The sequence below is a fragment of the Bradyrhizobium ottawaense genome, assembly GCF_002278135.3.
GTDB lineage: Bacteria > Pseudomonadota > Alphaproteobacteria > Rhizobiales > Xanthobacteraceae > Bradyrhizobium > Bradyrhizobium ottawaense.
This window is the reverse complement of the sequence record NZ_CP029425.2, coordinates 1,677,012-1,702,392: the sequence shown is the minus strand read 5'-3', so window position 1 is coordinate 1,702,392 and position 25,381 is coordinate 1,677,012. Positions and strand designations below refer to the sequence as shown.

The window sequence follows — 25,381 nt, the reverse complement described above, 5'->3', positions numbered from 1 at the left end:
GAAAGTTTCGACGGAAAGCTTGAACCCGCCCCGGTTCCGCGCTTCCATAGGCCATGTTCAGGACGTTTCGAGGCGGCCACAGCGGGGGTTGGCGCGTCACCTCGATTTCATCAGTGACCGGCGAGCCCCTGCCCTTCATGCCTGCGCTGTCGGTCACCGACAGCGAGGCCGTCTCATTGCCGCTGGTGCCCTCGCGCAATGCGTGGCGGCTGGTCGGGGCCCCGAGCAATTTGCGCTACACCGAGCGGCCTGAGAAGGAGCAACTAGTGGCCGTGCAGGCCGGGCTCGGCCGGATGGAAGCAACCAGCGCGGCGCTGATCCCGATCCGCAAATCGCAGGCCTGGTGGGAGCTGACCCAGGAAGAGCGCCGCAAGATTTTCGAGGACAAGTCGCACCACATCGCAAGCAGTCTTCGTTTCCTGCCCGCGATCGCGCGGCAGCTCTATCACTGCCGCGATCTCGGCGAGCCCTTCGACTTCCTGACCTGGTTCGAATTCGCCCCCGCGCACGCCTCGCTGTTCGAGGAGCTGGTGGCGATGCTCCGGGAAACCGAGGAATGGAGTTACGTCGAGCGCGAGGTCGACGTGCGCGTGGTGAAGGAAGTGCTGTCGGCTTAGAGCACGATCCGGACCCGGACGGCCGCGTCAGTGCAAAGTGCGAAGCGGTTTTCCGAGAAGATCATGCTCGAAAATAACTAATGCTTCAGAAAGCGCCCGGACTCGATGCGCGGCAGACCCGTGACCGGCCAGTTGTAGACATAGGTCCAGGCCTTCTCCGTGGCGCCATCAGCCAGCGTCACGTCGATCAGCCGGCGCAGATATTCGGTCGGCTCCGGAAAGCCTTCGCCGCAGGCTTCATACATGTCGAGCTCGCCCAGCAGTTCGTCAGGCACGCGCATCCGGAAGAGCTCGCCATGAACGATGTCGGAGGCCGCCTCCGACAGCAGCAATCCCGGATAATGCTTCACCAGGACGAGGCTGCCGCGGCAGGTCGCTTCACCCAGAAAATCCGCGTGGCCCGCAAGCAGCCGCGCCATCGGATGGTCGAAGCCGCGCATCAGGGTGCCGTAGACGAAAAGGCGATCGGAGGTCATGCTGCTCTAAAGTTGCGACGTCGGTGCAATATCGTTACTCCGTTTAGACAACGTAATCGTTTCATAGGCAATCAGGATGGACCTGCACACGGCCGAGGCCGCCGATCAACTGCTCGATGAGGGCGATATTCCGCCGGTGCATGAGGTGAACGCGGGAGGGACCTCACCCTACCTGCTCACCTCGGATCATTACGGACGGGTGCTGCCGCGCGCGCTCGGCGATCTCGGCGTCACCGAGGCCGAACTGACGCGACACATCGCCTGGGACATCGGCATCGCCGGCGTCGCCGAGCGGCTCGCCAGGTTGCTGGATGCGCACCTGATCGCGCAGCGCTATTCGCGGCTCGTGATCGACTGCAACCGCCCGCCGGCCGCGGTGAGCTCTATCCCCGTAATCTCCGAAGCGACCGCGATCCCGCGCAACGAAGGGATTTCGGATGGGGAGCGCGAGGCACGGCGGCGCGAGATTTTCGAGCCCTATCATGATCGCATCGATGCCGCGATCGACGCCCGCCTGCACGACAAGCGGCCGACGGTGCTGGTCTCATTGCACAGCTTCACGCCCGTCTATGCCGGCGTCGCGCGGCCCTGGCACATCGCCGCGCTGTACAACCGCGACACCGTGCTGCCGCAGCTGTTGCTCAAGCATCTGCGCGCAGAGGGCGATCTCGTCGTCGGCGACAACGAACCTTACGCGGTCAGCGACCTCACCGACTACACCATCCCCGTCCACGGCGAAGGGCGCGGCCTCGTCAACACCGGCATCGAGATCCGACAGGATCTGATCGCCGACCACGCGGGCCAGCAGCAATGGGCCGAACGGCTGGCAAGAATCCTTGCCGAGGTCGCGGTGGAGCTGAAGGCGGAGCTGCTGGTGTAAGCCTCACTTCGCCCTGGTCAGCGCCAGCCAGATGCCGCCGCCGATCATGAAGCCGCCGGAGATGCGCGACATCATCCGCGTGCGGCGCGCCGAGAAGAATTTTCGCGCGCGGCCTGCGGCAATGGCGTAAAGCGCATCGGTCACCACGGCGGTGACCATGAAGGTTGCGCCCAAGAGCGCGACCTGCGGAAAGTGCGGCTGGTTCATGTCCATGAACTGCGGGATGAAGGCGCCGAAGAACACCAGCACCTTCGGGTTCGACAGCAGCACCAGAAAACCCTGCAGGAAGAAGCCGCCGCGCGGCGGCGGAGGCGGTGTGTCGACATCGACGCCCTCGACCGGCGCCCAGATCAGCTTGATGCCGAGCCAGACGAGATAAGCGGCGCCGGCAAAGCGCACCCAGTCGAACCAGTAGCCCATGGTCGCCATCAGCGAGGTCAGGCCGACCGCGACGATGCCGATGACGATGGCAAGGCCGGCCTGCGCACCGGCCACGTTGGTCAGCGCAGCACGCGTGCCGTGGCGCAGGCCGTTGGCGATGACGAGGGTGACGATCGGCCCCGGCAGCAGCGCCAGCGCAATGCAGGCGGCGACGAAGGCGAAATAGGCTTGCATGGACATCATGGGGGAGACTCGGCTGATGGCGGCTTGCGGGTATTAATGCATGGGTTGAGCGCAGAGGGAAGCGAGATGAGCGCAAGGTGCGCGCTCAACCAACGGTGTCATCCCCCGCGAAAGCGGGGGATCCAGTACGCCGCGACGCCTCCGCACTTCACCAACGTCTCTGGAATGCTGGATTCCCGCCTGCGCGGGGAATGACAGCGGAGAATGTGAGAGCCGACGTACCAACATCGATGCCGACATCGCTCCGCCCCCGCATCGTCAGTTCTTCGGCAGGCCGGCGACATTGCGCGCCGGGCCGGTCAGCTCCAGGATATGCAGGCCGGTATTGGCGCGGTCGACGATGTAGATGAAGCCGCGATCATCCGTCTCGACATTGTTGGTCTGGATCGCGACCTTGCAGCGCTCGCCGCCCTCGATCGGGATGCAGCGCTTGTCGGTTGCGCCAGTGATCGACGGAATGAAATAGCCGACCTCCTTCGGGTGATAGGGATCGCGGATGTCGAGCGCGCGCACACCGGCATTGAAGAAGGCGATGAAGGCCATCTTCTTGTAATAGACTGGCGCCATGCTCTCGTTGGAGGAATGCGAGCCGAACCGGCCGCCGCGCTGGCAGAACTGCCCGCTCGCCTCCGGCACGGTGTAGCTCGAGATCATCATCGGCCGCGTCTCGGTGGTGACGTCGGCGAACCACACCATCTGCCGCGCCTCGCCGCATTCGTTGAGGATCGCTTCATTCACGATCATGACGATGTCGCGGATCTTGCCGTCCTTGTCCTCGGCGAATTCGGCGATCGGCATGTCGAGCATCGGAAACGTCGTATGCGCTCCGTTGAAGGCCGACATCGGCATGCGCGAAATCTCGGGATAGCGCAGATTGTCCGGCGTCGGCTCTTTCGGCCCGTTCAGGAGCTTGTCGCGATCGACGATCTGCAAAATGCCGCCCTTGTTGGTGCCGTAACCGAAATAGACGCGGTTGCCATCGGGCCCGGTCGAGATCGGCCCGTGCAGCTCGGTCGGCACCGCGCCGGTCGAACCGGGCTCCTGACCGGGCAGTCCGAAGTCGCGGATCTTCTGCGGATGCGCGGGATCGGAGAGATCATAGATCTGCGTCATGCGTCGCGTGCGCCAGTCCGGCGCGCCCGAGACGAGATAGGCGATACCGGTGTCGCATTCCCACCAGCTCTTGTGCGTGTCCTTCAGGCCGCCGATGCGCGTGATGAGGACCGGGCTCGCGGGATCAGTGACGTTCCATAACTCATGCGCCTCGCCGCCGAAGGTCCTGAGCATGTAGACCGCGTTGGGATCACCCTTCGGCAACGCCTTGCCGTCGCACACCCGCACCATCTGCGCCCCGCCGGAGTCGTACTTGCCCTCCTGCCCCGGCAGATGCCGCAGATATTTCGGACGCGCGGGATCGGTGACGTCGACGATCGAGGTTCCGTTCGGCTCGGCCTTGCCCGTCATCGGGTTGACAGGCGCGGGCACATCATCAGTGCCGCCGTGATGGCCGATATAGGCGATCCAGCGATCCCCCTGGTGATGGATGGTCGGCTGATAGGCGCTGCGGGCCTGGAGGTCGTTGCTCCCGACGAGCTTCATGTTGGACGCTTCGGGCGGCGCGCCGATGGTCTGTTTCTGCGCCTGGGCCCCGGTGCTGCACGCGAAAAGGACGAGAGCGGCAGCAAGTGAAACGCGACGGAACATGAAAATCCTCCCGGAACCAATCTGCGTTGGCTGAGCTGAAAGGCTAGCACGGCCGATTGCGGGCGACCAAAACACGATTCTGCGGCTGGACATTGCGGGGCGCACAAAGTGCGAACCCGCAATCTCGAGATTCCGGATAATTGCTGCGCGGTTTCCGGAATGACGGCGCGCTTGACATGCAACCATTTGGTTGCCTATTATCGATGCCATGGATGAGGTCTTCAAAGCGCTCGCCGATGCGTCACGACGGTCGCTGCTCGACAGGCTTCACGCCAAAAACGGCCAGACGCTGAACGAGCTCTGCGAGGGCCTTGCGATGACGCGACAGGCCGTGACCAAGCACCTTGTCATTCTGGAAGAGGCCAATCTGGTCACCGCTATCAGGCATGGCCGCGAGAAGCTGCACTATCTCAACCCGGTGCCGATCCATCAGATCGGCGAACGCTGGATCAAAAAATTCGAGCGCGGCAAGCTCGCCGCACTCAGCGAGTTGAAACGCCAGTTGGAGAAGCGCGATGAGTAAGCCGGAGTTCGTCTACGTGACCTATATCGAGACCACGCCGGAAAAGCTATGGGAGGCGCTGACGTCGAGCGAATTCACCAGGCAATATTGGTTCGGCGCCGAGGTCCGCTCCGACTGGAAAGCCGGCTCGCCCTTTGCGCTCACGCTCGACGGCGAGATCACCGATTCCGGCGAGATCCTCGAGGCCGATCCGCCGCGCCGCCTGTCCTACAGCTTCAAGCACCAGAAGTTCGAAGAGCTGCGCGGCGAGCCGATCTCACGCGTCGTCTTCACCATCGAACCGTTCGGCGCGCTCGTGCGTTTGACCGTGTTGCATGACGGCTTCGTCGAGGGCGGCAAATATCTCGGCGCCGTCTCCAATGGCTGGCCGGCGATCCTGTCCAGGCTCAAGAGCCTGCTGGAGAGCGGCAAAGTGCTCGCCATCCCGCGCACGGCGCTCAACAAGGGATTCGACGCAAAATGAACCTCGATCAATTCAAGCCGCTGACGGTCTACACCATCTACATCGCTTCGACGCCGGAGAAGGTATGGGAGGCGCTGACCTCGGCCGAGTTCAGCAAGCAGTATTTCTTCGGCAATGCCGTGGAGGTCGAGCCGCGTCTTGGCGGTGCGTTCACCGTGCGCACGCCCGATGGCGCGTTGCACATCAGCGGCGAGGTTCTCGCCTACGATCCGCCGCGAAAGCTTTCGGTCACATTCAACGTGAACTGGCCCAAGCTGATCGAGAAGCTCGGCCCGACGCTCGTCACCTACGAGATCGAACAGGCCGGCGATGCGGTCCGCCTCACCATGAGCGAAGGCCACGACCGCCCGCTCGGCGACGACATCCTCGAAGGCGGACGGCAGGGCTGGCCGGCGATCCTGTCCGGTCTCAAGAGCGTGCTCGAGACCGGCAAGCCGCTGGTGGTGAAGATGGGCCCGCCGCAGCGGATGCTGGATGCGCTGAAGGCGATGGGGATCAAGACGCCGTAGCGGCCGGAACCTGGGCCCTCATCGCTTCTTCTTCACCAGCGGCGGATGAATCTCGTCGATCTTGCGACGGCATTCCCCTTCAGAGTCGTGCGGCCCCGAGACAAAGGTCCCGCTGACTTTGATCGCGTACCAGCCCGACTCCACGCCGAGCCGGAGCGCTTCGTCTGCCTTGACGTGCCGTGGGGAGAGCGTTTGCATCAGGTGCTTTCGGTTGGCGTTCGATCTCACATCGACCGCGATGGAATCTTCCCGTCATCGAGCGGCACGAGCCCGCCGCGCGCGGCCCAGCCGCTGAAACGGGCAATACGCCAATGGTCGTCGTTACGACGTGTCGGTTCCGCCGACGCCAGAAATGAGCCGTTCACGTCGCGCGCTTGGAGTCGTAGCGGCCTGTGTGCGCAGAGACGACCGGCCTGCCCGACATTGGCGCACCGTGCGCGCAATCACTGCAATTAGCTATCGTTTTCTCGCCCGCGCCGCGCTTTTGAAGCGCCAAATGCCGCTCGCGGGCGAATAAGGCGGTCGAAGCCTTGTGTTCGACCGCTTCGTAGCCATGTTGAGAGCTTAGCCAAGGGAAAGTGTTTCGTATGAAGCTCCGCGTCGGGTACGAGATGCTGTACGAATTCCCGCAGCCGACGCCCATGATCATGGTGTTGGGCACGCACTTCACGCGCGCCTCCGATGTGATCGTGCCCGATCTGCTGACCACCAGCCCCTCGGTGGCGATCAGTCCCTATCGCGACCTCTTCGGCAATTGGTGCAGCCGCATCGTAGCGCCAGCCGGCGCCTTCCGCCTTGCCGGCGATGGCGTCGTTGGCGACAGCGGCCTGCCCGACCCGGTGTTTCCAAAAGCGATTCAGCACGCCGTCGAAGCGCTGCCGGCCGACGCGCTCGTCTATCTGCTCGGTAGTCGCTACTGCGAGACCGATCGCCTGTCGGACATCGCGTGGAAGTTGTTCGAGCAGACGCCGCCGGGCTGGGCGCGGGTCCAGGCCATCTGCGATTTTGTTCATCGCCGCATCACGTTCGGGCATGAGCACGCGCGTGCGACCAGGACAGCCCGGGAAGCCTACGACGAAGGCAAGGGCGTATGCCGCGACTATGCCCATCTCGCCATCGCTTTCTGCCGTTGCATGAACATCCCGGCGCGTTATTGCACCGGCTACCTCAGCGACATCGGCACACCGCAGCCGTGGCCTGCGGGAGATTTCGCGGCCTGGTTCGAGGCTTTCATCGGTGGGAGCTGGCACATGTTCGATCCGCGCAACAACACGCCGCGGATTGGCCGCGTGCTGATCGCACAGGGACGCGACGCCGCAGACGTCCCGATCACCCAGACCTTCGGGCCGAATACCCTGCTCAATTTCAAGGTATGGACGAACGAGGTCGCCTGATGACAGACAGCACCGCTGCGCTCAGCGCCGATGAATTCGCGTCGCTGGCCGAGGTCGGCAAGGGCAAGGCGCAGGACGATATTCCGCAAGGACACGGCGAACGCCTGGTCAACCTGGGTTATGCGATCAGGCGGCTCGGCGAACTCGAACTGACCTCATCCGGCGTTCGCCGCTTGGCAACGGGCGAATAGCTCGCCGCCGTCGCGCCCGGCTCCCTTCTTACGCCGCCGGCACCACCAGCCGCCGATAAAGATGCCAGGTCGCATGCCCGAGCACGGGCAGTGTCACGATCAGCCCGAGAAAGTAAGGCAGCGCCGAGACGATCAGCAGCATCACGATCACGGCGGCCCATGTGATCATCGGCAGCGGGCTCGTCACCACTGCGCGCACGCTCGTCACCATCGCCGTGACGAAATCGACCTCGCGGTCGAGCAGCAGCGGAAACGACACCACGGTCAACGAGAACAGGATCAGCGACAGCACCGCACCGACCGCATTGCCGATGCCGAGGAACAGCAGGCCTTCATTCGTGGTCAGCACCACGGTCATGAATTCCTGAAGGCTCGAGAACGAAGCGTGCAGGCCGAGCAGGAGCGCGATCAAAAGCCGCACCTGGTACATCCATATCACGAACACGAACAGCGTGACGAACGCCATCCAGCCGATCTCGCTGCGCGCGCGCACGGCCGACCAGATCGCGCCGAAGGAGACCGGCTCGCCGCGCTCACGGCGGCGGCTGACCTCATAGAGTCCGATCGCCACGAACGGCCCGATCAACGCGAAGCCGGCCGCCAGGGGATAGACGAGATAGACCATGCCGAAGGCGGTGAGGCACAGCATGATGGCGATGCCGCCGGCGGCGTAGAGCGCGCCGAAGCAGAGACCGTAGAACGGCAGCGCCTGGAAATCGCGCAGACCCTCGACCAGCGCCTCGGCGATGTCGGTCGCCGCGACGCGACGTACCACCGGATCGACCTTGCCGGAGATGGACATCAGCTCCCTCCACACATCGACGCGATCTTCGTCGCGCGCAGGCTGCGATACTAGCGCCGCCGCGCGCAGGCGCAACTTGATGCGAGCCGGCGCGAAGAATAGCGGCGAGGTAACTATGCTCGCGGTGTGAAATCCTTGACCATCAGTGCGATTTTCGCCCAATGGCTATGGACTGAGCAGACGATCGTGCCGCAAATTATACCTCCGAGCAGATACGCCTGAGAGCGGACCGCCCCACCGATGAGCCTGCGTACCCGGTTACTGATCCTCGTCATCGCCGCCATGCTCGTGCCGGCGATCCTGGTCGGGCTGCGCTTCGTGCAGAACCGGGCCAGCGAGATCGACGCGGCGCTGGCCAATCTGGCCGCATCCGCCGACGACATCGCCAGCGATCTGAACGAGAAGATCCAGGGCACCGCCCAGCTCCACTACGGTCTGGCCCGGGCCCGCGACCTCGACACGCGCGACAAGGCGGCGTGCTCGGCGTTTCTGTCGGAAGTGCGCGAAGAATACCCGCAGTTCACGGGCATCCTGACCATCGATCCCGACGGCAGCCTGTTCTGCGACTCGCTTCGGACCAACCGCACCCTCGACCTGAACGACCGTGGCTATTTCAAAGAGGTCAAGGGTCTTCAAGGCGTCGTTGCCGCAGAGCCGGTGTTCGGCCGTCTTACCGGGCTATCGGTGCTGCAGATCGCCTATCCCGTGCGATCGGAGACGGGCGCGCTGAAGTTCGTGCTGCTCGCGTCCTTCAACTTGAACAAATTCGCGGAATTTCACGACAAGCGGCTGCTCGCCGAGAAGGATATCCTGTTCGTCGACGCCAAAGGTACGGTCCTGGTCGCCCCCAAGGGCGGCGGCTGGAGCGAGCCTGTCGGCGGGACCATTGCGGGCTCCGATCTGTTCCGCTTTGCCGCAGCGCCCGATGGCGAGCCATTTCGGGAAGTCACCGACCGCGGGGGCCGCACGCAGATCTGGGGCGTTGCCCGCTCGCCCTCGATGCGCAAGGCCGGCCTCACCATCATGGTCGGACGCTCCAAGGACGGACTGGTCGCGGCGGCGAACCGCCGGCTTTACGAGGACATGGCGATTCTCGCGGTGGCCTTGCTGCTGCTCCTCGCCGGCTTATGGATCCTCACGACCGTGAGCATCGGCCGCCAGATCGGGCGGCTCGCCACCATGGCGAAGAGGCTCGCGCGCGGCGATCTCAGCGCCCGCATTCCGGAGCCCCATCCGGGCGGCGAGCTCGGCGGATTGATGAGCCTGCTCAACGGCACCGCCGAATCGCTAGAACAGCAGCGCGCCGCGATCGCGGATCTCAACCAGAAGCTCAGCCAATCCCAGAAGATGGAAGCCATGGGCCAGCTCACCGGCGGCGTGGCGCATGATTTCAACAATCTCTTGACCGTCATTCTCGGCAACTCGGAGCATCTCGCCGACCGGCTGGCGGGAAACAAGGAATTGCACCGCATTGCCGGCGACATCGCGACCGCCGCCGAGCGCGGTTCTGACCTGACGCGGAGCCTGCTCGCCTTCGCGCGCAAGCAGCCGCTGCGGCCGAGAGAGATCGACATCGCCGAGAAAGTGCTCGGCATGGAGCAGCTTCTGCGCCGGACGCTGGGCGAGCACATCGAGTGCCGCTTCGCGTTCGACCGGGATTTATGGCCGACCAGCGTCGATCCCGGCCAGCTGACGACGGCCCTGCTCAACCTCGTACTCAACGCGCGCGACGCGATGCCGGAGGGCGGCAAGCTGACGGTCGAGGTCCATAACAGCTCGCTCGGTGAATCCGACCTCGACGTCAACGGCGAGCCGCGGCCCGGCGACTATGTGATGGTGGCCGTCACCGATACCGGCAGCGGCATGAGCGCCGAGGTGGTCAGCCGCGCGTTCGAGCCGTTCTTCACGACCAAGGAGGTCGGCAAGGGGACCGGCCTGGGCCTGAGCATGGTCTACGGATTTGCACAACAGTCCGGCGGACTTGTGCAGATGCAGTCCGAGCCGGGACGAGGCAGTGTCGTCAGGCTGTTCTTTCCCCGTATCGCAACGCCGCCAGGCCAGGACCTGCGCCCGGCGGAAGCGACCGTCACACAAGCGGGACACGAGACCATTCTCCTCGTCGAAGACGACGACATGGTGCGGGCCTATGTCGAGAACGAGCTCAGGACGCTGGGCTACCGGGTCATCGCCACGTCGAACGGACCGGCGGCGCTGGAGGTGCTGCGCCAGCCCGGGGACATCCAGTTGCTGTTCACCGACGTCGTCATGCCCGGCGGCATGTTCGGGCCGGAGCTTGCGAGGCAAGCAACCGGGCTGCGGCCTGATCTCAAGGTGCTCTTCACCTCCGGCTACAGCCAGACGCCCGTCAAGACACCGGACGGGGTCGGCGACGCCCGCATTCTGACCAAGCCGTTCCGGCGAAAGGATCTTGCGGCGATGCTGCGGGCCGCGCTCTCGGAGCCGTCGCGGTAGATCAGGACGCTATCGCGAGCTGGAGCGCCACTGCGAGATTGGCCGCGAACAGGCCCGCGTCGATGACGAAGATCCGGAGCATCGGCCCCTTCAACACCGGCCAGTAGGCGACCCCGACGCGTCCGCCACGCATCAGCACCGGGAGGTTATAGGCGAACTGGCTGAAATGGCAGGCCGAAAAGAACAGGAACAGCGTGAGCTGCGCCTCGACCGGCTGAAAGAAGAGCGGACGCGCAGCCAGAAGGTAGAACGACAACACCCCTATCGGCAGGTTCATCCCGCCCAGGAACGCGACGCTGGCCGCCAGGGTTGGCGCGATCGGATTGCTGCGCTCTTCCCGCGGCAGCAAGATCTTCAGGGTGTTGGCCTGCGCAATGCTGAACTGGATGAAGGCGCCGCCGAACCACAGCGTGTTGAGGAGCAGGACGATATCCGAAAGGCGCATGGTCATTTTCCGTAAAAGGCTTCGCTGCGCACGACGCGCCCCGTAGCGTCGAAATCCATGAACTCGCTGGCGCGCGTGTCTCCCAGCTGCCACCACACCGTCAGGCGCGCGATGGTGTCGTCCCAGCTCCAGCTCAGGATCCTCAGGTCCGCGCTTTCGATGTGGCCATAGGCTTTGCGCCAATAGGCGCGGATATTCTCGATGCCGGCGACGACAGGAGAACCGGTCAGCGTCAGCGCCAGAGGGCTGCGCATCTGCGCATTCTCGGCAAGATGCGCCACCACCGCGTCGATATCGACCTTGCACCAGCTCGCGCACCAGGCCGCGACGAAGCGTTCGGCGGCCACGCGATTCATTTTCTGCGCGCTCAATGGATTCTGTCCGCTCATGACACGAGCCCTCCCCGGCTCGTTGCCAGGACAGTGACAAAGCCCGCTTCTCATGTCAACTATATTGACTTTAAGAACGGTCAATTGTTGTCGGCGATCGTCCCCATGACCGCCATCCATGCCGCCGCCCCGGATGCGCCGACGCGATCGAACGCCTCGCGCAAGACCTTGCGCTCGTGGTCCGAGGCCCGTTGCTCGATGCGCTGCCCGGCGGCCGTCAGACGCAGCAGCTTGGAGCGATGCTGCTCGGGCGAGCGCTTCGACGTCACCAGCTTGCGCTCGAGCAGCAGACTGAGCGGCCGGCTCAAGGCCTGCTTGGAAATGCCGAGGACCTCGAGCAGCGAGCCGATCGCGATATCGGGCCGGCGTGCCACCACATAGAGGATACGATGATGCGGACGCGACAGGCCCTGCTTCGCAAGATATTCGTCGGCTTCCAGCGTCATGCCGCGCCAGCCGTAATACATGAGCTCCAGCGCCGCATCGAGATCGTGCAGCTTGTCGAGCGAAGCGCGGTGAAGTCCCGCGGCTTGAGACGTCCTGGCCATTGTCGGAAGTCAGCCCTTGTAAGAAGTCAGCCCTTGTAAGCGTCAGCCCTTGGCCCGCAGCTCGCGCCGCAGCACCTTGCCTGTCGCCGTCATCGGCAGCGTCTCGGCGAATTCGACGAACCGCGGATATTCATGCGCGGCGAGCTGCACCTTGACGAACTCCTGGATCTCGCGCGCCAGCGCGTCGGTGCCGGTAAAGCCCGGACGCAGCACGATCCAGGCCTTGATCGATTCGGTGCGGATCGGATCGGGGATGCCGACCACCGCGGCCATTGCCACCGAGGGATGCTTCATCAGCGTGTGCTCGATCTCGGACGGGCCGACGCGATAGCCGGCGGTGGTGATGACGTCGTCCTCGCGGCTGACGTACCAGAAATAGCCGTCCTCGTCCTGCACGCCGAGATCGCCGGTGAGCAGGAATTCGCCGGCATATTTCTTCGCCGTCGCCTCCGGATTGCGCCAGTATTCGAGCATGGTGACGGGGCATGGCTGGCGCACGCCGATGATGCCCCGCTGGCCGCGCGGCAATTCTTCGCCCTTGTCGTTGACGATGCGGACGTCGAAGCCCGGCGTCGCCTTGCCCATCGAACCCGGGCGGATCGGAAACAGATTGGAGTTGCTGCCGATCACGAGATTGCACTCGGTCTGGCCGAACACCTCATGGGCGTCGATACCAAAAGTCTCGCGAACCCAGCCGAGCAGTTCGCCGCCGAGCGATTCTCCGCCGGTGAAGATGCTGCGGAGCTTGACGCCCGGATGCTTCACCCCGGCCTGCCGCATCAGCTTGAGCGCGGTCGGCGGCAGGAAGACGTTGCGGACGCCAAGGTCGGCCATCATCTGCATCGCCGCCTGCGGCTCGAATTTGCGCGCGCGATGCCCGACCAGGGGGATGCCGTGATACCAGAATGCGAGCAGGCCGTTGACGAGGCCGCCGATCCAGGCCCAGTCCGCCGGCGTCCACATGAGATCGCCGGGACGCGGCAGGAAGTTGTGACACATCTCGACATTGGGGAGATGGCCTAGCACGACGCGGTGCGCATGCAGCGCGCCCTTGGGATTTCCCGTCGTGCCCGAGGTGTAGATGATCAGCGCGGGATCGTCGGCGGCGGTGTCGACGGTCGCAAAGTCCTCGGACGCGGTTTCGATCGCCGGCCAGAATGGCTTTGCGCCGGCGTGGACGGCGCCGCTCGTGACATAGATGTCCTGCAGATAGGGCAGCCGCTCGCGGATCTTCGTGAGCTTCTCCCAGCCCGCCTCATCGGTGATGATTGCCCTCGCGTGTGAATTCGACAGGCGAAATTCCAGCGCGTCCTCGCCGAACAGTGCGAACAGAGGGATCGAGACCAGGCCTGAGCGGAATGCCGCCATATGCGCGATCGGCAGCTCCAGCGATTGCGACAGGAACACCGCGACGCGGTCGCCGCGCGAAAGCCCATCCGCCTTCAGCACGTTGGCGAAGCGGCGCGACATGTCCGCGACCTCGTCGAAGGAGGTTCGCGTGGTGGCGCCGTTCTCGTCGACATAGATCAGCGCGAGCCGGCCGGTGCCGTCGGCATGCCGATCGCAGCATGCTTCCGCCATGTTGAAGCGCGCCGGGATGTCCCAGCGGAAGTTGCGAGTGAGTTCGTCGTAGGTTGCGGCTTCGGTCAGCATGGGCTTGGATCGTTTCCGTCAGTCTCGGTCATGGCCGGCAAAAGCGCAAAGCGCGTCTTCGCGATCAAGTCCCGGCCATCCACGCTCTTCTTGCTTCACTGCTAGTCTAAGGCCGTGGATGCCCGGGACAAGCCCGGGCATGACGTTTGAGGGGACCCTTCACCGCACCGTCGCAAAGAACTTCCTGACATCGCGCACGAACAGCTCCGGCTGCTCGAACGCGGCGAAATGGCCGCCCTTCTCCATCTCGCTCCAATGCGTGATGTCATGGAAGTTCGGTTCCATCCAGCGTCGCACCGGCGTGATGATCTCCTTGGGGAACGCGGCGACGCCCGTCGGCACCTTGACGACAGGCGTGGTGCGGCGTTTGCCAAAGCTCTCCCAGTAGAGCCGCGCCGAGGAGGTCGCCGTCTCCGTCACCCAGTACAGCATGACGTTGTCGAGTAACTCGTCCCTGGTGAAGATGTTCTCGGGATGGCCGTCGCAATCGGTCCAGGCCCAGAATTTCTCCAGAATCCAGGCCGCCTGCCCGCTCGGCGAATCCGTGAGGCCATAGCCGAGCGTCTGCGGGCGCGTCGATTGCTGCTTGGAGTAGCCGGAGTCGAGATCGACGTAATGCTTGAGGCCGGCGAGCGCTCGCTTCTCCTCCGCGGTCGGCTCGCCCTCCATGCGCGGCGGCGAGTTGAAGGACAGCGTGATGTGAATGCCGGCGCAGTGCGCCGCATCCTGCGCACCGAGCGAGGCCGTCACCGCCGAGCCCCAGTCGCCGCCTTGCGCGCCGTAGCGCGCATAGCCGAGCCGCTCCATCAGCTTCGCCCAGGTCGCGGCGATGCGGTCGACGCCCCAGCCGGTGGCCTTCGGCTTGGCGGAGAAGCCGAAGCCCGGCAGCGAGGGACAGACGACGTGAAACGCGTCCGCGGGATTGCCGCCATGCGCGACCGGATCGACCAGCGGCGCGATCACCTTCTGGAATTCGACGATCGAACCCGGCCAGCCATGGGTGATGATCAGCGGCAGCGCGTTTGGCTCTTTCGAGCGCACATGCGAGAAATGAATGTCGAGCCCGTCGATCTCGGTGGTGAACTGTTCGAAGCGGTTGAGCTTTGCCTCGCGCGCCCGCCAGTCGTAGCCATCGGCCCAATAGGTGCAGACCTCCTGAATCCACTTCAGCGGCGCGCCTTGGCTCCAGTCGTCAACCAGCTCCGCCTCCGGCCAGCGCGTGCGGGTGAGACGCGACTTGAGATCGGAGAGAATGTCGTCGCTGATGGCGATGCGGAACGGTTTGATGGCGGTCATTGGCTGCCTCCCTTCTTCTTGTCATTCCGGGGCGCGCGTAGCGCGAGCCCGGAATCCATTAAGCAACGGACTCAGCAGCGCGATGGATTCCGGGTTCACGCTACGCGTGCCCCGGAATGACGACTTAGCCCGACAGCGCCGCCTTCACCAAACCGCTGGCCTTGCCGAAATCCATCTGTCCGGCATACTTGACGCGCAGCACGGCGATCACCTTGCCCATGTCCTTCATGCCGGCGGCGCCGGTTTCAGTGATCGCGTCCGCGATCGCCTTCTTCACCTCGTCGTCGGCCATCTGCTTCGGCAGATACGCCGAGATCACTGCGATCTCCTCGCGCTCCTGGGCCGCAAGCTCGGCGCGGCCGCCTTTTTCGTAGAGCTCGACCGACTCCTGCCGCTGCTTGATCATCTTCTGAAAGACGCCGAGCAGGTCGGCGTCCGACAACGGCGGCTTGCCCTGCCCGCGCGCATCGATGTCGGCATTCTTGATGGTCGAATTGACCATGCGCAGCGTGGACAGCTTGCGCTCGTCCTTGGCCTTCATGGCCTCCTTGACCGCATTGTTGATGTCGTCGCGCAACATGATCGTGATCCCTTCGAATATCTGACGCCTGATCTAGGCCGTTCGCGGCCCCTAGACAACCTCGGTTCCGAGCCATTCGGTCAAGGCCCGCACTGTCGCTTGCGGCTGCTCGGCTTGCGGCAAGTGCCCGCAGCGATCGAGGACTTTGAGCCTAGCGCCGGCGATGCCCTCGGCCATCTCCCTGGAGAGAGCGTTCGGGATGGTGTTGTCAGCATCGCCCGTCAACACCAGCGTCGGGCATTTGATCGCTGCAAGCGTCGGGCGCGAATCCACCCGTGCGATGATCGCGGTCTGCTGCCGCAGATAGCCCTCGACACCGACATCCTCGTCCTGCGCATGCACCAGCTTGAGAATATCGGCATCATCGCGCCGCGACGGATGCACGAGCTCCGGAAAACTCTCCTCGCGGATTGCGCGGAGCTCGCCGCGCCGGGCGCGCTCCATCAGGCCGCGGCGGCGCACGGTCGCCTCCGGGGTGTCGGGCCGCGCCTGGGTGTTGATCAACGCGAGCTTGGCCACCCGCTCGGGCGCCTGGCGCATGATCTCGAATGCGATGTAGCCGCCCATGGAATGGCCAGCGAGCGCGAAGCGCGGCGGGGCCTCGCTCAGCACGCGGGCGGCGATCGCCGCCATGCTGTCGTCGCGGATATGGTTGGCAACCATGACCGGGCCGAAGCGCCACAGCGCCGGGATGACAGGGGCATAGATCCGGGCCGAGGAGGCCAGCCCCGGAACCAACAGAATCGGGGTGGTCTGGTCCATTATTGCCTCGCAAGCCCAGGAATTTGCCGGAAATTGTGCGGCCAAGCTTAGGAGCCCGAGACGGGCTGTCAAATATGCAAAAACGCATGTGAATCGGCGCATCTGCGCTTTGACGGGGGCGTCCGGCAGGCTTATGAAACGCGCTCATGACACAACATGACAACGATCCCGCCTGGCCGGACCATAAACCGACCGCGCTCCTCGTGCTCGCCGATGGCACCGTGCTCGAAGGCTTTGGCCTCGGCGCCGAAGGCCACGCCGTTGGTGAAGTCTGCTTCAACACCGCGATGACCGGCTATGAGGAGATCCTCACCGATCCCTCCTATGCCGGCCAGCTCATCACCTTCACCTTCCCGCATATCGGCAATGTCGGTACCAACGAGGAAGACATCGAGACGGTGAACATGGCGGCGACGCCGGGCGCGCGCGGCGTGATCCTGCGCACCGCGATCACCGATCCCTCGAACTACCGCGCCACCAAGCATCTCGACCAGTGGCTGAAGGCGCGCGGCATCATCGGCCTCTCCGGCATCGACACCCGCGCCCTGACCGCGCTGATCCGCAGCAAGGGCATGCCCAACGCCGTGATCGCGCACGCCAGGAACGGCGAGTTCGACCTGCATGGGTTGAAGGAAGAGGCGCGCGAATGGCCGGGCCTCGAGGGCATGGACCTCGTGCCGATGGTCACAAGCGGCCAGCGCTTCACCTGGGACGAGACGCCGTGGCTGTGGGACAAGGGCTTTGGCCGCCAGGACAAGGCTGAGTTCAACGTCGTCGCCATCGACTACGGCATCAAGCGCAACATCCTGCGCCTGCTCGCCGGCGTCGGCTGCAAGGTGACGGTGGTGCCGGCGACGACCTCGTCCGAAGACATTCTGGCGATGAAGCCGGACGGCGTGTTCCTGTCGAACGGTCCCGGCGATCCGGCCGCGACCGGCAAATATGCCGTGCCCGTGATCCGGGACGTCATCAAGTCGGGCACGCCGACCTTCGGCATTTGCCTTGGCCACCAGATGCTCGGCCTCGCCGTCGGCGCGAAGACGAAGAAGATGCATCAGGGCCATCACGGCGCCAACCACCCCGTGAAGGACGAGACCACCGGCAAGGTCGAGATCACCTCGATGAACCACGGCTTTGCGGTCGACGAGACCACGCTGCCGAAGGGCGCGACGCAGACCCACATCTCGCTGTTCGACGGCTCCAATTGCGGCATCCAGCTCGACGGCAAGCCGGTGTTCTCGGTGCAGTACCACCCGGAAGCATCGCCCGGCCCGCGCGACTCGCACTATCTGTTCCAGCGTTTTGCGGATCTGATGCGTCAGAAGAAGAGCGCGTAAGACGCGCGCTCTCATGCCCCCGCTGAACCGGGGCCTACCACTCGCGGCTCTCTGGGTCCCGGCTCTGCGCCGCAGCGTTGCACGCTGCAGCGCGTCCGGGACAGGTGACCCGTTGAGGAACACCTCCACACGATAGAATGTTGTCCCGCTGTCTTTTGCAGCCGGAGCCCGCCATGTCCGTCGTCCGCGACAAGGCCGAGCCGCTCGCCATCGTGTTCGAGGATGATGGGCTCGTGCCGAACAACATCCGCCCCTTCCTGGTCTACCAGGGTGCGGTGAAGCTCGACCCGAAGCAGCCGGAAGAGACCATCGAGAACCTGTTCGAAGCGAACGGCTGGGGCGGGACGTGGCGCAACGGTGTCTACGATTATCTGCATTACCACGCGACGGTGCATGAGGTGCTCGGCGTGGCGCGCGGCAGCGCCCGCGTCCGCTTCGGCGGCGACCATGGCCAGGAGCTCGAGATCAAGGCGGGTGATGTCGCGATCCTGCCGGCCGGCACCGGACATCAATGCATCAGGGCGAGCGAGGATTTCTGCGTGATCGGTGCCTATCCGCCCGGCGCGAAGATGGAGATCACGCGCGCAACGCCGGACAACCACGCCAAGGCGCTGAAGACGATTCCACAAGTCGCGCTGCCGCCGGCTGATCCCGTGACGGGCAAGGATGGGGCGTTAATGCGGTTGTGGCGGTAGACAAAAGCGAAGGTGCGTAGGGTGGATTTGCGAAGCGTAATCCACCACGTCTGTCTCCGCCGAAACAGAAGAGGTGGGTTACGCCTGCGGCTAACCCATCCTACGGCAGTTCGCCCTACGCCGCGTTGCTGCCTTCCTGCCGCGTGGCCTCGAACAGGAACCACGTCCGGCGCTCGGTCTCGTCGATGAACACTTCCAAAATGCTGGCGCTGGCGACATCGCCGGCGTCGTCGCAGACGTCGTGCGCTTTGCGCATCGCGGCCGCGACGTGCTTGTTGTCCTGCATCAGTTCGCGCAGCATCTCGCGCGGCGGGACGTAGTCCTCGTTGTTGTCCTTGATGGTCTGGAGCTTTGCGACCTGGCCGATCGACTTCAGCGTGGTGCCGCCGATCTTGCGGACGCGCTCGGCGAGCTGGTCGGTGGTGGCGAAGATCTGGTCGGACTGCTCGTCGAGCAGCAGATGATAGTCGCGGAAGTGGCGGCCGCTGATGTGCCAATGGAAATTCTTGGTCTTCAGATACAGCGCGAAGGCGTCGGCCAGAAGTACGTTGAGCGCCTCCGAGACCTTCTTGACCCCGTCGGGCGACAGGTCGGTGGGGGTATCGAGATCGGGCGAGACCTTGTTGTTGGTTTTGCTCACGGGAAGCCTTCCTGTTAGGACGCGGACATTGACGGCGCGCCGTCGCACCCCTAACGCAAGGCGGGCAGCGCCGGTTCCTTGACGGGAACCGTTTGGCGGGGACCTTCGAATACCATGGACGATTGGATCGATTATTACGACTCGACGCATACGATCTATGTCAGCAAGCTGCATCGCGACTTGCACTTCCAGATCATCGCGCGGGACATCATCGGCTACATCTCCTCGCCGGACGCAACGGTGCTGGACTATGCCTGCGGCGAGGCGCTGTCGGCGAGCCAGGTGGCTGGTAGCTGCGGCAAGCTGATCCTCGCCGAGCCCGCGCCGGGCGTGCGCGGCCGGCTGATCGCGCGGTTTGCCCCGAACACCAAGATCCGCGTCCGCTCGCTCGACGATGTCCGCAAGATGCAGGACCAGTCGATCGACCTCGTCGTGATGAACTCGGTCGCGCAATACATGGCGCCGGAGGAGCTCGACGCCGCGCTCCTCACCATCCGCCGTATCCTGAAGCCCTCCGGCAAGCTGGTGCTGGGGGACATCCTCCAGCCCAATGTCGGCATGGTCAGGGACGTCATGGCGCTGCTCGGCTTCGGCCTGCGCCACGGTTTCTTGAAGGACGCGCTGGTCGGGCTCATCAGCACCGCGCTGTCCGATTACCGACATCTGCGCACGCGCATCGGGCTCCAGCGCTACAGCGAGGAGGAGATCACCGCCAAGCTGAGAGCGGCCGGGTTCGCGGTCCAGCGCGCCCACACCAATATCGGCCATAATCGCTGGCGCATGACCTTCGTCGCGCGGCAGCCTCTGGTTCGTTAAGCATAACAATTAGCCGTTGTAGCTTGTCGCACTGCAATCGGTAATGATCGCCGTGGCCCGGTGGCGGAAGCGTCTACGCGAGGGCGGTGCAACGCTCTACATCCTGGTTCAAATCCAGGCCGGGTCTCCACGCTTCGCCTTCGGGCTACGCGTGGCGCAGCCACGCTTGACCCGAAGGGGCGAAGCGTGTCCGGCCTAGCTGGAGCGCAGCGGAAGCGTAGACGGACTGCCCGCGCAAACCTCAACCTGCCTCCACCACTTCACACTCAGCCATCAGCTGAAGCCGCTCGGCATCCTTGGCGGCAGAGCTGATCACCGCATCGAGCAGGCCGGGAAAACGCGCGTCCAGATCCTCACGGCGCAGCCGCATGAAGCGGTTGGTGCCGGCCACGCGCGTCTGCATCACGCCGCATTCGCGCAGCTTGGCGAAGTGATAGGCGAGGTTGGACTTGCCCGCGAGCCCGTTGAAGTCGCCGCAGCGGAGCTCGCTGCTGACACGTTCCTGCTGGGCGAGCTGGTAGACGATGGCGAGCCGGATCGGATCGCTGAGGCAATCCAGCACCATCGGCAATTCGATTTGCTCGCGGGTCGGGTGGAGAGGTGTGCGGCTCATGACCCGGGAATCATAGCGAAGCGGCCGCAATGTTCAATAGTTCTTGAACCAATTGACTTACAAACCACCATATCCAATAGTTCAATAAACGTTGAACATAGGGATATCGTCCAATGAGCGTATTCTGGCTGGCCCTGGCGGCCTTTGCGATCGGCACCGAAGGCTTTGTCATCGCGGGTCTTTTGCCCGGCATCGCTGCCGATTTGCAGATTTCGGTCTCCGCCGCCGGCCAATTGGTCACGGCCTACGCCCTCACCTATGCCGTGGGCTCGCCGATCCTGGCCGTCGCGCTGAACAATATCGACCGCCGAACCGTGCTGGCCCTGGCGCTGGCGACTTTCATCGCCGGAAATCTCGCCGCGATGGTGGCTTCCAGCTACGCCCTGCTGCTGGCTTCGCGGATGCTGATGGCGTTGGGCTCCGGGCTTTGCATGCCGACGGCGCTCGCGGTGTCCGTGGCGGTCGCCTCGCCCGAACGGCGCGGCCGAGCGGTGGCGCTGGTCACGTCGGGCCTGACGGTCGCGACTGTCATTGGCGTTCCCCTCGGCAACCTCGTCGGCAGCCTCCTCGGCTGGCGCGCGACCTTTGCGATGGTCGCCATGATAGGCACCGTCGCGCTCGCCGGTCTGCTGCTCGGCCTGCCCCGCGGCCTGCCGCGCAACACGGCCTCGCTCGGCGAACGGCTGGCGGTGGCGCGTCACAGCAATGTCCTGGTCGCGCTTGTGATCACGATCCTATGGGCGCTCGGCGGCTTCACCGTGTTCACCTATTTCGCGGTTCCGCTGCGCGGCCTCGGCTTCGATGCGTCGCAAATCAGCCTTGCATTGCTGGTGTTTGGCGGCGCGGCCGCGATCGGGAACATGTTCGGCGGCTTACTTGCCGACCGGCTCGGTACGCTCGCCACCGTGGGCCTCGGCCTCGCCGGCATGGCAGCTGCGCTGATCCTTCACTCGGTGGTCCTGAAGCTGATGCCGGGCCAGGCGCACTATGCGGTGCTGGGCACGATCTTCCTCTGGGGCATCTCGGGCTGGGCATTCTACCCGGCCCAGGTCTCCAGCATCATCCGGATCGAGCCGCAGGCCTCGATGATCGCGCTCTCGCTCAACGCCTCCGCCATGTATCTCGGCTTCGCCATCGGCGGGGCATTGGGCGGGGCGGTGCTGGCCACCCTCTCGCCGAACGACCTCGGCTGGATCGGTGGAATGAGCGTTGCGGCCTCACTTCTGGTGCATCTCGCCCGTGGCTGGCAGGCCAGGCCAAAACCCGTCAAAATTGCCGGTTGATGGGCGTTTTTCGGGGTTTCGCCGCCCCGGAATCTGGTCTAAGACCCACCCGCGCGCGAGGGAGACCACCGCGCTCTCGGCCAAAGGGACGCGCAGGAGCGCGCCCTTTTTTTGTGCCCAAATTCCAGTCCGGCGAGAGTTGATGCCCAAACGTACAGACATCACCACCATCCTGATCATCGGCGCAGGTCCCATCGTGATCGGCCAGGCCTGCGAGTTCGACTATTCGGGCACCCAGGCGGTGAAGACGCTGAAGGAAGAGGGCTATCGCATCGTCCTCGTCAATTCCAACCCGGCCACCATCATGACCGATCCGGAATTGGCCGATGCGACCTATATCGAGCCGATCACGCCCGAGATCGTCGCCAAGATCATCGAGAAAGAACGTCACGTCATTCCCGGCGGCTTCGCCCTGCTGCCGACCATGGGCGGACAGACCGCGCTGAACTGCGCGCTGTCGCTGCGCCAGCAGGGCACGCTGGAGAAGTTCGACGTCGAGATGATCGGCGCCACCGCCGACGCGATCGACAAGGCCGAGGATCGCCAGCTGTTCCGCGAGGCCATGACCAAGATCGGTCTCGAGACGCCGAAGTCGCGGCTCGCCAATGCCTCCGCCCTGAAGAAGTCCTTCCGCGACAAGCGTCAGGCTGAACGCGAAAAGCTCTCGGGCGCGGCCCTCGAAGAGCACGATCGGCAGTGGACGCTGGGCGAAAGCGACCGCCGCAAGCGCTATCAGGAATATGCGCTGGGCCAGGCCATGATGGCGCTGTCCGAGATCGGCCTGCCCGCGATCATCCGCCCCTCCTTCACCATGGGCGGCACCGGCGGCGGCATCGCCTACAACAAGGAAGAGTTCCTCGACATCATCGAGCGCGGCTTAGACGCGTCTCCCACCAACGAAGTGCTGATCGAAGAATCCGTGCTCGGCTGGAAAGAGTACGAGATGGAGGTGGTGCGCGACAAGAAGGACAATTGCATCATCGTCTGCTCGATCGAGAACCTCGATCCGATGGGCGTGCACACCGGCGATTCCATCACGGTGGCGCCGGCCCTGACGCTGACCGACAAGGAATACCAGATCATGCGCGACGCCTCGCTGGCGGTGCTGCGCGAGATCGGCGTCGAGACCGGCGGCTCCAACGTGCAGTTCGGCGTCAATCCCGAGGACGGCCGCATGGTCGTTATCGAGATGAACCCGCGCGTGTCGCGCTCCTCCGCTCTGGCTTCGAAGGCCACCGGCTTTCCGATCGCCAAGGTCGCAGCCAAGCTCGCGGTCGGCTACACGCTCGACGAGATCGCCAACGACATCACCGGCGGCGCCACGCCGGCCTCGTTCGAGCCGACCATCGACTATGTCGTCACCAAGGTGCCGCGCTTCGCCTTCGAGAAATTCCCCGGCGCCTCCACCACGCTGACCACGTCGATGAAGTCGGTCGGCGAAGTCATGGCGATCGGCCGCACCTTCCAGGAAAGCCTCCAGAAGGCGCTGCGCGGGCTCGAGACCGGACTGACCGGCCTCGACGAGATCGAGATCGAAGGTCTCGGCCGCGACGACGACAAGAATGCGATCCGCGCCGCGCTCGGCACGCCGACGCCGAACCGGCTGCTCCAGGTCGCCCAGGCGATGCGGCTCGGCTGGTCGAACGAGGAGATCTTCAACTCCTGCAAGATCGACCCGTGGTTCCTCAGCGAGATGCGCGGCATCGTCGACATGGAGGAGAAGGTCCGCAAGAACGGCCTGCCGGGCAATGCCTTCGGCATGCGCACGCTCAAGGCCATGGGCTTCTCCGATGCGCGGCTGGCGGTGCTTGCCGAGACGACGGAAGCCGAGGTCACCGCGAAGCGCCACGCGCTCGACGTTCGCCCGGTGTACAAGCGCATCGACACCTGCGCGGCCGAATTCGCCTCGCCGACCGCCTATATGTATTCGACCTATGAGGCGTTGTTCGCCGGCGCACCGGCGGACGAGAGCACGCCATCCGACAAGAAGAAGGTCATCATTCTCGGCGGCGGACCGAACCGCATCGGCCAGGGCATCGAGTTCGACTATTGCTGCTGTCACGCCTGCTTCGCGCTGCACGATGCCGGCTACGAATCCATCATGGTCAACTGCAACCCGGAGACGGTGTCGACCGACTACGACACCGCCGACCGGCTCTATTTCGAGCCGCTCACTGCCGAGGACGTGCTGGAGATCATCGCCAAGGAGCGCACGAATGGCACGCTGCACGGCGTGATCGTGCAGTTCGGCGGCCAGACCCCGCTGAAGCTCGCGCGCGCCCTGGAAGCCGCCGAAGTGCCGATCCTCGGCACCTCGCCTGATGCCATCGACCTTGCGGAAGACCGCGACCGTTTCAAGCGCGTGCTCGACAAGCTCCGTCTCAAGCAGCCGAAGAACGGCATCGCCTATTCGGTCGAGCAGGCAAGGCTCGTCTCCGCCGATCTCGGCCTGCCGCTTGTGGTGCGCCCGTCCTACGTGCTCGGCGGCCGCGCGATGCAGATCATCCGCGAGGAGAACCAGCTCAACGATTATCTGCTCGGCACACTGCCGGAGCTGGTGCCGGCCGACGTCAAGGCACGCTATCCGAACGACAAGACCGGGCAGATCAACACCGTGCTCGGCAAGAACCCGCTGCTGTTCGACCGCTATCTCTCGGACGCAATCGAGATCGACGTCGACTGCCTCTGCGACGGCAAGGACACCTTCATCGTCGGCATCATGGAGCACATCGAGGAAGCCGGCATCCATTCCGGCGACAGCGCCTGCTCGCTACCGGCGCATTCGCTCGAGCCTGAGATGATCGAGGAGCTGGAGCGGCAGACCCGCGAGCTCGCGCTCGGCCTCGACGTCGTCGGCCTGATGAACGTGCAATACGCCATCAAGGACGGCGAGATCTACGTGCTCGAGGTCAATCCGCGCGCCTCGCGCACCGTGCCCTTCGTTGCCAAGGTCGTCGGCACGCCGGTCGCGAAGATCGCGGCGCGCATCATGGCGGGCGAGAAGCTCGCCGATTTCAAGCTGAAGAAGGCAAAGCTCAAGCACGTCGGCGTCAAGGAATCGGTATTCCCGTTCGCGCGCTTCCCCGGCGTCGACACGGTGCTCGGCCCCGAGATGCGCTCGACCGGCGAGGTCATGGGCATCGACCGCAATTTCGAGGTCGCCTTCGCCAAGAGCCAGCTCGGCGGCGGCACGCGAGTACCGCGCAAGGGCACGGTCTTCGTCTCGGTGCGCGAGAGCGACAAGACGCGCATCGCCGAGGCGGTCCGCGAACTGCATTCGCTCGGCTTCAAGGTGCTGGCGACCTCGGGCACCCAGCGCTTCCTGACCGACCAGGGCATCCCGACCGAGAAGGTGAACAAGGTGCTGGAGGGCCGGCCGCACATCGTCGACGCCATTACCAATGGCGACGTCCAGCTCGTCTTCAACACCACCGAAGGCCCGCAGGCGCTCGCCGACAGCCGTTCGCTGCGGCGCGCGGCCCTCTTGCATAAAGTGCCGTATTACACCACTCTTTCCGGGGCCGTGGCGGCCGCGCAGGGCATCCGCGCCTATCTCGGCGGGGACCTTGAGGTTCGTACCCTGCAGAGCTACTTTTCGGAAACCTGATCGCGAGCGGACGGCCGAGCCTTAAGGGTTAAGCCATCCGTTAAGTGATTGGCAATGAAGCC

27 protein-coding genes and 1 tRNA gene are annotated in these 25,381 nt (G+C 64.4%); 14 read left to right on the top strand and 14 right to left on the bottom strand.

Going from position 1 to position 25,381, the window contains the following annotated elements; genetic code table 11:
• The first annotated feature begins 53 nt into the window (after positions 1-53).
• Complete coding sequence (locus CIT37_RS08165; RefSeq protein ID WP_095426759.1) at positions 54-617, top strand: chlorite dismutase family protein; 564 nt, start codon at positions 54-56, stop codon at positions 615-617.
• A gap of 77 nt (positions 618-694) precedes the next feature.
• Here the strand turns inward: CIT37_RS08165 and CIT37_RS08160 are convergent, their stop codons facing one another.
• Positions 695-1,093: a gamma-glutamylcyclotransferase family protein gene (locus tag CIT37_RS08160; RefSeq protein ID WP_095426760.1), complete on the bottom strand. Its 399-nt coding sequence runs from the start codon at positions 1,091-1,093 to the stop codon at positions 695-697.
• A 76-nt stretch (positions 1,094-1,169) separates the two neighbouring features.
• On the opposite strand from CIT37_RS08160, the gene CIT37_RS08155 reads away from it, so the two are divergent.
• Positions 1,170-1,973 carry an N-formylglutamate amidohydrolase gene (locus CIT37_RS08155; RefSeq protein WP_095426761.1) on the top strand — a complete coding sequence of 268 codons (804 nt, stop codon included), beginning with the start codon at positions 1,170-1,172 and terminating at the stop codon, positions 1,971-1,973.
• A 3-nt stretch (positions 1,974-1,976) separates the two neighbouring features.
• Here CIT37_RS08155 and CIT37_RS08150 read toward each other — a convergent pair whose 3' ends face one another.
• Both CIT37_RS08150 and CIT37_RS08145 read right to left on the bottom strand, forming a co-directional pair.
• Positions 1,977-2,597 carry a LysE family translocator gene (locus CIT37_RS08150; RefSeq protein ID WP_080670083.1) on the bottom strand — a complete coding sequence of 207 codons (621 nt, stop codon included), beginning with the start codon at positions 2,595-2,597 and terminating at the stop codon, positions 1,977-1,979.
• A 258-nt stretch (positions 2,598-2,855) separates the two neighbouring features.
• Positions 2,856-4,301 (bottom strand): LVIVD repeat-containing protein, encoded by a 1,446-nt coding sequence (locus tag CIT37_RS08145; RefSeq protein WP_095426762.1) that lies wholly within the window; start codon positions 4,299-4,301, stop codon positions 2,856-2,858.
• Between the two features lie 208 nt (positions 4,302-4,509).
• Here CIT37_RS08145 and CIT37_RS08140 point away from each other — a divergent pair, with 208 nt between their 5' ends.
• The 3 genes from CIT37_RS08140 to CIT37_RS08130 are packed head-to-tail and all read left to right on the top strand — an operon-like array spanning position 4,510 to position 5,796.
• Positions 4,510-4,824, top strand: a complete 315-nt coding sequence (locus tag CIT37_RS08140) for an ArsR/SmtB family transcription factor (RefSeq protein ID WP_028140478.1) — start codon at positions 4,510-4,512, stop codon at positions 4,822-4,824.
• Positions 4,817-5,287, top strand: a complete 471-nt coding sequence (locus CIT37_RS08135; protein WP_095426763.1) for an SRPBCC family protein — start codon at positions 4,817-4,819, stop codon at positions 5,285-5,287. Before CIT37_RS08140 ends, CIT37_RS08135 begins: the two co-directional genes overlap by 8 nt.
• Positions 5,284-5,796, top strand: coding sequence for an SRPBCC family protein (locus CIT37_RS08130; RefSeq protein ID WP_028140480.1), 513 nt, complete (start codon positions 5,284-5,286; stop codon positions 5,794-5,796). The genes CIT37_RS08135 and CIT37_RS08130 overlap by 4 nt, the downstream gene beginning before the upstream one ends.
• 18 nt (positions 5,797-5,814) lie before the next feature.
• On the opposite strand, the gene CIT37_RS08125 is transcribed toward CIT37_RS08130, so the two are convergent.
• A complete protein-coding gene (locus CIT37_RS08125) occupies positions 5,815-5,994 on the bottom strand; it encodes a hypothetical protein (RefSeq protein WP_028140481.1) in 180 nt (59 codons plus the stop codon).
• A 389-nt stretch (positions 5,995-6,383) separates the two neighbouring features.
• Here CIT37_RS08125 and CIT37_RS08120 point away from each other — a divergent pair, with 389 nt between their 5' ends.
• Positions 6,384-7,190, top strand: coding sequence for a transglutaminase-like domain-containing protein (locus CIT37_RS08120; protein WP_028140482.1), 807 nt, complete (start codon positions 6,384-6,386; stop codon positions 7,188-7,190).
• Entirely contained in the window at positions 7,190-7,381 is a 192-nt protein-coding gene (locus CIT37_RS08115; RefSeq protein WP_028140483.1) for a hypothetical protein, read from the top strand. Before CIT37_RS08120 ends, CIT37_RS08115 begins: the two co-directional genes overlap by 1 nt.
• Before the next feature lie 28 nt (positions 7,382-7,409).
• Here the strand turns inward: CIT37_RS08115 and CIT37_RS08110 are convergent, their stop codons facing one another.
• On the bottom strand, positions 7,410-8,183 hold the full coding sequence (locus tag CIT37_RS08110) for a DUF2189 domain-containing protein (protein ID WP_028140484.1): 774 nt from the start codon (positions 8,181-8,183) through the stop codon (positions 7,410-7,412).
• A gap of 240 nt (positions 8,184-8,423) precedes the next feature.
• Between CIT37_RS08110 and CIT37_RS08105 the strand changes: the two genes are divergently transcribed.
• Entirely contained in the window at positions 8,424-10,655 is a 2,232-nt protein-coding gene (locus CIT37_RS08105; RefSeq protein WP_028140485.1) for an ATP-binding protein, read from the top strand.
• A gap of 1 nt (position 10,656) precedes the next feature.
• Here CIT37_RS08105 and CIT37_RS08100 read toward each other — a convergent pair whose 3' ends face one another.
• The 7 genes from CIT37_RS08100 to CIT37_RS08070 form a co-directional block, all read right to left on the bottom strand.
• Positions 10,657-11,100: a hypothetical protein gene (locus CIT37_RS08100; RefSeq protein ID WP_028140486.1), complete on the bottom strand. Its 444-nt coding sequence runs from the start codon at positions 11,098-11,100 to the stop codon at positions 10,657-10,659.
• 2 nt (positions 11,101-11,102) lie between these two features.
• Positions 11,103-11,489: a nuclear transport factor 2 family protein gene (locus CIT37_RS08095; protein ID WP_095426764.1), complete on the bottom strand. Its 387-nt coding sequence runs from the start codon at positions 11,487-11,489 to the stop codon at positions 11,103-11,105.
• Between the two features lie 80 nt (positions 11,490-11,569).
• Entirely contained in the window at positions 11,570-12,037 is a 468-nt protein-coding gene (locus tag CIT37_RS08090; protein WP_095426765.1) for a MarR family winged helix-turn-helix transcriptional regulator, read from the bottom strand.
• A gap of 42 nt (positions 12,038-12,079) precedes the next feature.
• Complete coding sequence (locus CIT37_RS08085) at positions 12,080-13,690, bottom strand: acyl-CoA synthetase (protein WP_038948147.1); 1,611 nt, start codon at positions 13,688-13,690, stop codon at positions 12,080-12,082.
• A 159-nt stretch (positions 13,691-13,849) separates the two neighbouring features.
• On the bottom strand, positions 13,850-14,986 hold the full coding sequence (locus CIT37_RS08080; RefSeq protein WP_028140490.1) for an epoxide hydrolase family protein: 1,137 nt from the start codon (positions 14,984-14,986) through the stop codon (positions 13,850-13,852).
• Positions 14,987-15,110: 124 nt separating this feature from the next.
• Positions 15,111-15,566, bottom strand: coding sequence for a GatB/YqeY domain-containing protein (locus CIT37_RS08075; RefSeq protein ID WP_095426766.1), 456 nt, complete (start codon positions 15,564-15,566; stop codon positions 15,111-15,113).
• Between the two features lie 51 nt (positions 15,567-15,617).
• On the bottom strand, positions 15,618-16,328 hold the full coding sequence (locus CIT37_RS08070) for an alpha/beta fold hydrolase (protein WP_038948144.1): 711 nt from the start codon (positions 16,326-16,328) through the stop codon (positions 15,618-15,620).
• A gap of 146 nt (positions 16,329-16,474) precedes the next feature.
• Between CIT37_RS08070 and carA the strand changes: the two genes are divergently transcribed.
• Positions 16,475-17,665 (top strand): glutamine-hydrolyzing carbamoyl-phosphate synthase small subunit, encoded by a 1,191-nt coding sequence (carA, locus tag CIT37_RS08065; protein WP_038948142.1) that lies wholly within the window; start codon positions 16,475-16,477, stop codon positions 17,663-17,665.
• A 173-nt stretch (positions 17,666-17,838) separates the two neighbouring features.
• Positions 17,839-18,360 (top strand): cupin domain-containing protein, encoded by a 522-nt coding sequence (locus tag CIT37_RS08060; protein ID WP_038971109.1) that lies wholly within the window; start codon positions 17,839-17,841, stop codon positions 18,358-18,360.
• Positions 18,361-18,475: 115 nt separating this feature from the next.
• Here the strand turns inward: CIT37_RS08060 and CIT37_RS08055 are convergent, their stop codons facing one another.
• Positions 18,476-19,000 (bottom strand): Dps family protein, encoded by a 525-nt coding sequence (locus CIT37_RS08055; RefSeq protein WP_028140495.1) that lies wholly within the window; start codon positions 18,998-19,000, stop codon positions 18,476-18,478.
• Positions 19,001-19,114: 114 nt separating this feature from the next.
• On the opposite strand from CIT37_RS08055, the gene CIT37_RS08050 reads away from it, so the two are divergent.
• Positions 19,115-19,816, top strand: a complete 702-nt coding sequence (locus CIT37_RS08050) for a class I SAM-dependent methyltransferase (RefSeq protein WP_095426767.1) — start codon at positions 19,115-19,117, stop codon at positions 19,814-19,816.
• 54 nt (positions 19,817-19,870) lie between these two features.
• Positions 19,871-19,946, top strand: a tRNA-OTHER gene (locus tag CIT37_RS08045).
• A 111-nt stretch (positions 19,947-20,057) separates the two neighbouring features.
• On the opposite strand, the gene CIT37_RS08040 is transcribed toward CIT37_RS08045, so the two are convergent.
• Complete coding sequence (locus CIT37_RS08040) at positions 20,058-20,429, bottom strand: ArsR/SmtB family transcription factor (protein ID WP_038971098.1); 372 nt, start codon at positions 20,427-20,429, stop codon at positions 20,058-20,060.
• A gap of 113 nt (positions 20,430-20,542) precedes the next feature.
• Here CIT37_RS08040 and CIT37_RS08035 point away from each other — a divergent pair, with 113 nt between their 5' ends.
• Complete coding sequence (locus CIT37_RS08035; RefSeq protein ID WP_028140498.1) at positions 20,543-21,712, top strand: MFS transporter; 1,170 nt, start codon at positions 20,543-20,545, stop codon at positions 21,710-21,712.
• A 142-nt stretch (positions 21,713-21,854) separates the two neighbouring features.
• Positions 21,855-25,319, top strand: a complete 3,465-nt coding sequence (gene carB / locus CIT37_RS08030; RefSeq protein WP_028140499.1) for a carbamoyl-phosphate synthase large subunit — start codon at positions 21,855-21,857, stop codon at positions 25,317-25,319.
• Positions 25,320-25,381: the final 62 nt, after the last annotated feature.

What these genes read in the sequence shown, in the direction of transcription:
- CIT37_RS08100 (WP_028140486.1), bottom strand. Translation starts at nt 11,100, where the DNA reads ATGCGCCTTTCGGATATCGTCCTGCTCCTCAACACGCTGTGGTTCGGC.
- CIT37_RS08070 (WP_038948144.1), bottom strand. Translation starts at nt 16,328, where the DNA reads ATGGACCAGACCACCCCGATTCTGTTGGTTCCGGGGCTGGCCTCCTCG.
- CIT37_RS08075 (WP_095426766.1), bottom strand. Translation starts at nt 15,566, where the DNA reads ATGTTGCGCGACGACATCAACAATGCGGTCAAGGAGGCCATGAAGGCC.
- CIT37_RS08150 (WP_080670083.1), bottom strand. Translation starts at nt 2,597, where the DNA reads ATGATGTCCATGCAAGCCTATTTCGCCTTCGTCGCCGCCTGCATTGCG.
- carB (WP_028140499.1), top strand. Translation starts at nt 21,855, where the DNA reads ATGCCCAAACGTACAGACATCACCACCATCCTGATCATCGGCGCAGGT.
- CIT37_RS08080 (WP_028140490.1), bottom strand. Translation starts at nt 14,986, where the DNA reads ATGACCGCCATCAAACCGTTCCGCATCGCCATCAGCGACGACATTCTC.
- CIT37_RS08115 (WP_028140483.1), top strand. Translation starts at nt 7,190, where the DNA reads ATGACAGACAGCACCGCTGCGCTCAGCGCCGATGAATTCGCGTCGCTG.
- CIT37_RS08085 (WP_038948147.1), bottom strand. Translation starts at nt 13,690, where the DNA reads ATGCTGACCGAAGCCGCAACCTACGACGAACTCACTCGCAACTTCCGC.
- CIT37_RS08155 (WP_095426761.1), top strand. Translation starts at nt 1,170, where the DNA reads ATGGACCTGCACACGGCCGAGGCCGCCGATCAACTGCTCGATGAGGGC.
- CIT37_RS08160 (WP_095426760.1), bottom strand. Translation starts at nt 1,093, where the DNA reads ATGACCTCCGATCGCCTTTTCGTCTACGGCACCCTGATGCGCGGCTTC.
- CIT37_RS08105 (WP_028140485.1), top strand. Translation starts at nt 8,424, where the DNA reads ATGAGCCTGCGTACCCGGTTACTGATCCTCGTCATCGCCGCCATGCTC.
- CIT37_RS08120 (WP_028140482.1), top strand. Translation starts at nt 6,384, where the DNA reads ATGAAGCTCCGCGTCGGGTACGAGATGCTGTACGAATTCCCGCAGCCG.
- carA (WP_038948142.1), top strand. Translation starts at nt 16,475, where the DNA reads ATGACACAACATGACAACGATCCCGCCTGGCCGGACCATAAACCGACC.
- CIT37_RS08095 (WP_095426764.1), bottom strand. Translation starts at nt 11,489, where the DNA reads ATGAGCGGACAGAATCCATTGAGCGCGCAGAAAATGAATCGCGTGGCC.
- CIT37_RS08035 (WP_028140498.1), top strand. Translation starts at nt 20,543, where the DNA reads ATGAGCGTATTCTGGCTGGCCCTGGCGGCCTTTGCGATCGGCACCGAA.
- CIT37_RS08125 (WP_028140481.1), bottom strand. Translation starts at nt 5,994, where the DNA reads ATGCAAACGCTCTCCCCACGGCACGTCAAGGCAGACGAAGCGCTCCGG.
- CIT37_RS08110 (WP_028140484.1), bottom strand. Translation starts at nt 8,183, where the DNA reads ATGTCCATCTCCGGCAAGGTCGATCCGGTGGTACGTCGCGTCGCGGCG.
- CIT37_RS08145 (WP_095426762.1), bottom strand. Translation starts at nt 4,301, where the DNA reads ATGTTCCGTCGCGTTTCACTTGCTGCCGCTCTCGTCCTTTTCGCGTGC.
- CIT37_RS08140 (WP_028140478.1), top strand. Translation starts at nt 4,510, where the DNA reads ATGGATGAGGTCTTCAAAGCGCTCGCCGATGCGTCACGACGGTCGCTG.
- CIT37_RS08165 (WP_095426759.1), top strand. Translation starts at nt 54, where the DNA reads ATGTTCAGGACGTTTCGAGGCGGCCACAGCGGGGGTTGGCGCGTCACC.
- CIT37_RS08130 (WP_028140480.1), top strand. Translation starts at nt 5,284, where the DNA reads ATGAACCTCGATCAATTCAAGCCGCTGACGGTCTACACCATCTACATC.
- CIT37_RS08050 (WP_095426767.1), top strand. Translation starts at nt 19,115, where the DNA reads ATGGACGATTGGATCGATTATTACGACTCGACGCATACGATCTATGTC.
- CIT37_RS08135 (WP_095426763.1), top strand. Translation starts at nt 4,817, where the DNA reads ATGAGTAAGCCGGAGTTCGTCTACGTGACCTATATCGAGACCACGCCG.
- CIT37_RS08060 (WP_038971109.1), top strand. Translation starts at nt 17,839, where the DNA reads ATGTCCGTCGTCCGCGACAAGGCCGAGCCGCTCGCCATCGTGTTCGAG.
- CIT37_RS08040 (WP_038971098.1), bottom strand. Translation starts at nt 20,429, where the DNA reads ATGAGCCGCACACCTCTCCACCCGACCCGCGAGCAAATCGAATTGCCG.
- CIT37_RS08090 (WP_095426765.1), bottom strand. Translation starts at nt 12,037, where the DNA reads ATGGCCAGGACGTCTCAAGCCGCGGGACTTCACCGCGCTTCGCTCGAC.